We start from the raw sequence: 4,275 nt of genomic DNA, 5'->3' as shown, positions 1-4,275 counted from the left end.
CGGCGGCCTGGTGCTGCTGCCGCTCGCCGCCGCCGTCGAGGGCGCGCCCCCGGCGGCGGACGGGCCCACCCTGCTCGCCTTCGGCTACGCCACCGTGGTCGCCACCGCGCTCGCCTTCACCTGCTGGTTCGCCGGACTGCGCCACCTGCCGGCCGGCACGGTGGGCCTGCTCGGACTGCTCAACCCGCTCACCGGCGTGCTGCTGGGCACCGCACTGGACGGCGACCCCTTCGGGGTGCGCCAGGGCGCGGGGCTGGCGCTGGTGGTCGCCGGAATCCTGCTCGGGCGCCCGCGCACCGGTGCGGCTGCCGAGCCCACCGCCGAGCCCGGCCCCGCCGCCGGGCCTGATGCCGCCGAGCCCTGCGCCGATCCCGATCCCGATCCCGCCGCCGGGCGGGTCCGGCAGGTTCCGGACCGAGGCCTTGATCTCAAGTCGACTTGAACTTCTAGTCTCCGTGGTGCGCGACCGGACCGGCCGCGACACGCACCGCGATCCCAGGAAGTCGGGACCATGACCATCACCACCACCACGAACCTCGCCGCGCTCGAACAGCGGGTCCAGGTCCTCACCGACCGCGCCGACATCACCGGCCTCATCGACGGCTACCTGCTCAGCCTCGACACCGTGCCCCGCGGCGGCGGGCGGTTCGACGAGGCGTGGGCGCGGCGCTACTTCACCCCCGACGTGCGGATCACCACGCCGGTGGGGGACCACGAGGGCATCGACGGGCTGGCCGAGTCCGAGCAGGCAACCCTCGGGAAGTTCGAGCGGACCCAGCACGTGGGCGCCAACTACATGATCGACCTGGACGGGGACCGGGCCGCGGTGCGCTGGAACGCCGTCATGGCGCACGTCCACCTCGCCTCGACCCAGCAGGCACGCGGCGAGGAACCCGGCGGCCACTTCGACGTCGGCGGCACGTTCACCGGCGAGGCGGTGCGCACCGCCGACGGCTGGCGCCTGCGAAGCCTCGACGTGCAGGCCGTGTGGACCAGCGGCAGGGGCCCGCTCGTCCTGACCCCGAAGGCCGGGGCGACCCTGCGCGACCTCGCCGGCGGGGCGTGACGGCGGGGCGTGACGGCGGCCCCGGAACCCCTGCGCGTACCGGGGCTCCGCTTGCCTTCCGGCCGGACCGCGTGGTCCGATGGCGCGAGCATCGCGTGCCGGTGACGGACTGCGTCAGGCATGGAGGTGCGCAACCGAAGGGACCGCCACCCGTGGCCTCCCCCTCCACCGGCCGTACGGCCGCCCTCAGCCTTCAACTCTCCCTCGCACACCGGGACTTGCGCCGCCGCCTCGACGGCCTGCGCACCGACCTCGGCCGGCCCCGCCGCCCGGGCGGCGACGACAACGGACTCCTCACCCACTGCCTGGCCTTCTGCACCGCCCTGACCAATCACCACCAGGGCGAGGACACCGGACTGTTCGCCCAACTCCTGCGCGAACGGCCCGACCTGGCGCCGACCATCGGCAGACTCGTCGAGGACCACGGCCTCATCACCCACATCCTCACCCGGGTGCGCGAGCTCGCCGACCGGGCCGCCGACATCGCCGCCGCCGACGCCTCCGCCGGGGGCGCCACCGGCTCCGCCCTGGAGCCGATCGGACGCGAACTCGACGGGCTCGCCGCCATCATGGACTCCCACTTCGCGTACGAGGAACGGGCCATCGGCGCCGCCCTGGACGCCGGGGTGAGCGACGACGGCTGGTCGGAGCCGGTACTGCGCTTCGGTCCGCCGCGCAGCCCGGCCCCGCAGAGCCCGACGCCGTAAAACCCGTCGCCCCGCACGACCCGCCTTCCCTACACTCGCCACGCGGCCGCGCCCCGACGCGCGGCCCACCGCGACGACCACTGACGACCGCCGCGACGAACGAGACGAGAAAGGGGGCGGGCGGCCATGCCGAAGCAGAGCGCCGCCGCCCCCTCTCCCGCGTCGCGGTACGAGGTGATCCTGGTGTCCCGTTCCTCCCGGTGCCCGCTGCGCGGCCGGCACCGGAGCAGTGCCGCCACCGTCTGACACCCGAGGTCCCGCTGCGCCCGCTGCGCCTGCTGCGCACCGCGCGGGCCCGCCACGGCACACACGCCCGGTCCGACGGCACGTCGGCACTGCCCAATCGCGCGCCCACCACCAGGAACAACCGCCTCGAAAGGCACCCGGGCCATGCGCACCCACACCACCACCGCCGCCACGACCGCAGCCACCACCACCGCCGCGACCGAGGGCACCATCGCCGCCGTCCGCAACCTCGGCATCCTCGCCCACGTCGACGCCGGCAAGACCACCGTCACCGAGCGGATCCTCTACCTCACCGGCGCCACCCACAAGCGCGGCGAGGTCCACGACGGCACCACCGTCACCGACTGCCACCCCCAGGAACGCGAACGCGGCATCACCATCTTCGCCGCCGCCGTCAGCTGCGCCTGGGCCGGGCACCGGATCAACCTCATCGACACCCCCGGCCACGTCGACTTCGCCGACGAGGTCGAGCGCTCCCTGCGGGTGCTCGACGGCGCGGTGGCGGTGTTCGACGCGGTCGCCGGCGTCGAGCCGCAGAGCGAGTCGGTGTGGCGCCAGGCCGAACGCCACGGCGTGCCGCGCATCGCCTTCGTCAACAAGCTCGACCGCGCGGGCGCCGACCTGGACACCGCCGTCGCCGACATCCGCGAACGCCTGCATCCGCGCCCGCTGGCCGTCCACCTGCCCATCGGCGCCGAGGAATCGTTCACCGGCGTCGTCGACCTGGTGCGCCTGCGCGCCCTCACCTGGGACGACGACGGCACCCTGCACGAAGGCCCGGTCCCGGCCGGCCTCGAAGCCGTGGCGGCCGAGCGCCGCCGCGCCCTGGAGGAGGCGGTGGCCGAACTGCACCCCGACGCCCTGGAGGAGTTCTGCGCCCACGCCGCGCTCGGCGCCGACACCCTCACCGCCGCGCTGCGCGACCTCACCCGCACCGGCGAGGCCGTCGTGGTGCTGTGCGGCTCCGCCTACCGCAACCGCGGCATCGAACCGCTCCTGGACGCCGCCGTCGCCTACCTGCCCTCCCCGCTCGACGTCCCGCCCACCCGCTCCGCCGACCGCACCCAGCAGCGCGAGGCCGACCCCCGACAGCCCCTGACCGCACTGGCGTTCAAGGTCACGGCCGCCCCGACCGGGCGCCTGACCCACCTGCGCCTGTACGCCGGGACCCTGCACAAGGGAGACACCGTGCTCGACACCACCACCGGCCGCCGCGAGCGCGTCGCCCGCATCCTCACCGACCTGGCCCACCGCCACACCGAGACCGACAGCGCCCGCGCCGGCGACATCGTCGCCGTCGTCGGCCCCAAACACACCCGCGTCGGCGCCACCCTGTGCGACGCCGAGCACCCCATCGTCCTGGAGGCCCCCGTGAGCGCCGAACCGGTCGTCACCGTCGCCGTCGAGGCCCGCCGTACCGCCGACACCGACAAGCTCGCCGCCGCCCTCGCCCGCCTGGCCGAGGAGGACCCGTCCCTGCGCGTGGCCACCGACCCCGAGACCGGCCAGCGCACCCTGTCCGGCCTGGGCGAACTGCACCTGGAGGTCGCGGTGGAGAAGGTCCGGCGCGAGGCCGGCGTCGAGGCGGTGGTCGGCCGTCCGCGCGTCGCGCTGCGCGAGGCCCTCGTCGAGGGCGTCACCGGCTTCACCTACCGGCACGCCAAACAGGACGGCGGCGCCGGGCAGTTCGCCCACCTCGTCCTCGACGTCCACCCCCTGCCGGAAGACGCCGAGGAGGGGTTCGCGTTCACCTCCACCGTCACCGGCGGACGGGTGCCACGCGAGTACGTGCAGGCCGTCGAAGCCGGGTGCCGCGACGCCCTGACCGAGGGACCGCTCGGCGGCCACCCGGTCACCGGCGTCGCCGTCACCCTCACCGACGGGGCCACCCACCCCAAGGACTCCTCCGAGCTCGCCTTCCGCACCGCCGCCCGCCTCGGTGTGCGCGAGGCACTGCGCGCCTCGCGGATGCACCTGCTGGAACCGCTCGCCGAGGTGAGCGTCACCGTGCCCGAGGACGCCCTCGGGGCCGTCCTCGGCGACCTCGCCGCCCGCCGCGGCCACGTCCGGGCCACCGAACCCGGCCCCGGCACCACCGCCCAGGTCAGCGCACTGGTACCGCTCGCCGAACTGTTCGGCTACGCCGGGCGCCTGCGCGGCCGCACCCAGGGCCGCGGCACCTTCACCACCCGCCCGGCCGGCTACGCCCCCGCCGGCTGAGCAGTGCCGCCCGGCCCCGCCCCTTTCCGCGGCGGG

Annotated in this window: 4 protein-coding genes; all 4 read left to right on the top strand. The window is 75.4% G+C overall.

All coding sequences use genetic code 11. The features are described from left to right. The coding region (locus tag KS423_RS39785) for a DMT family transporter (protein ID WP_224284604.1) at positions 1-442 on the top strand (442 nt) is incomplete at its 5' end. Positions 443-511: 69 nt separating this feature from the next. Further along, the gene (locus KS423_RS39780; RefSeq protein ID WP_224284603.1) at positions 512-1,066 is read left to right on the top strand and encodes a nuclear transport factor 2 family protein; all 555 of its coding nucleotides are present in this window, start codon (positions 512-514) and stop codon (positions 1,064-1,066) included. A 152-nt stretch (positions 1,067-1,218) separates the two neighbouring features. Beyond that, on the top strand, positions 1,219-1,773 hold the full coding sequence (locus KS423_RS39775; protein WP_224284602.1) for a hemerythrin domain-containing protein: 555 nt from the start codon (positions 1,219-1,221) through the stop codon (positions 1,771-1,773). Between the two features lie 390 nt (positions 1,774-2,163). Continuing rightward, entirely contained in the window at positions 2,164-4,239 is a 2,076-nt protein-coding gene (gene fusA, locus KS423_RS39770; protein WP_224284601.1) for an elongation factor G, read from the top strand. Positions 4,240-4,275 lie beyond the last annotated feature (36 nt).

The organism is Streptomyces sp. LS1784 (assembly GCF_020103755.1).
In the GTDB taxonomy this organism is placed as follows: Bacteria; Actinomycetota; Actinomycetes; order Streptomycetales; family Streptomycetaceae; genus Kitasatospora.
This window is presented reverse-complemented; position numbering and strand designations above follow the sequence as displayed.

What these genes read in the sequence shown, in the direction of transcription:
- KS423_RS39780 (WP_224284603.1), top strand. Translation starts at nt 512, where the DNA reads ATGACCATCACCACCACCACGAACCTCGCCGCGCTCGAACAGCGGGTC.
- fusA (WP_224284601.1), top strand. Translation starts at nt 2,164, where the DNA reads ATGCGCACCCACACCACCACCGCCGCCACGACCGCAGCCACCACCACC.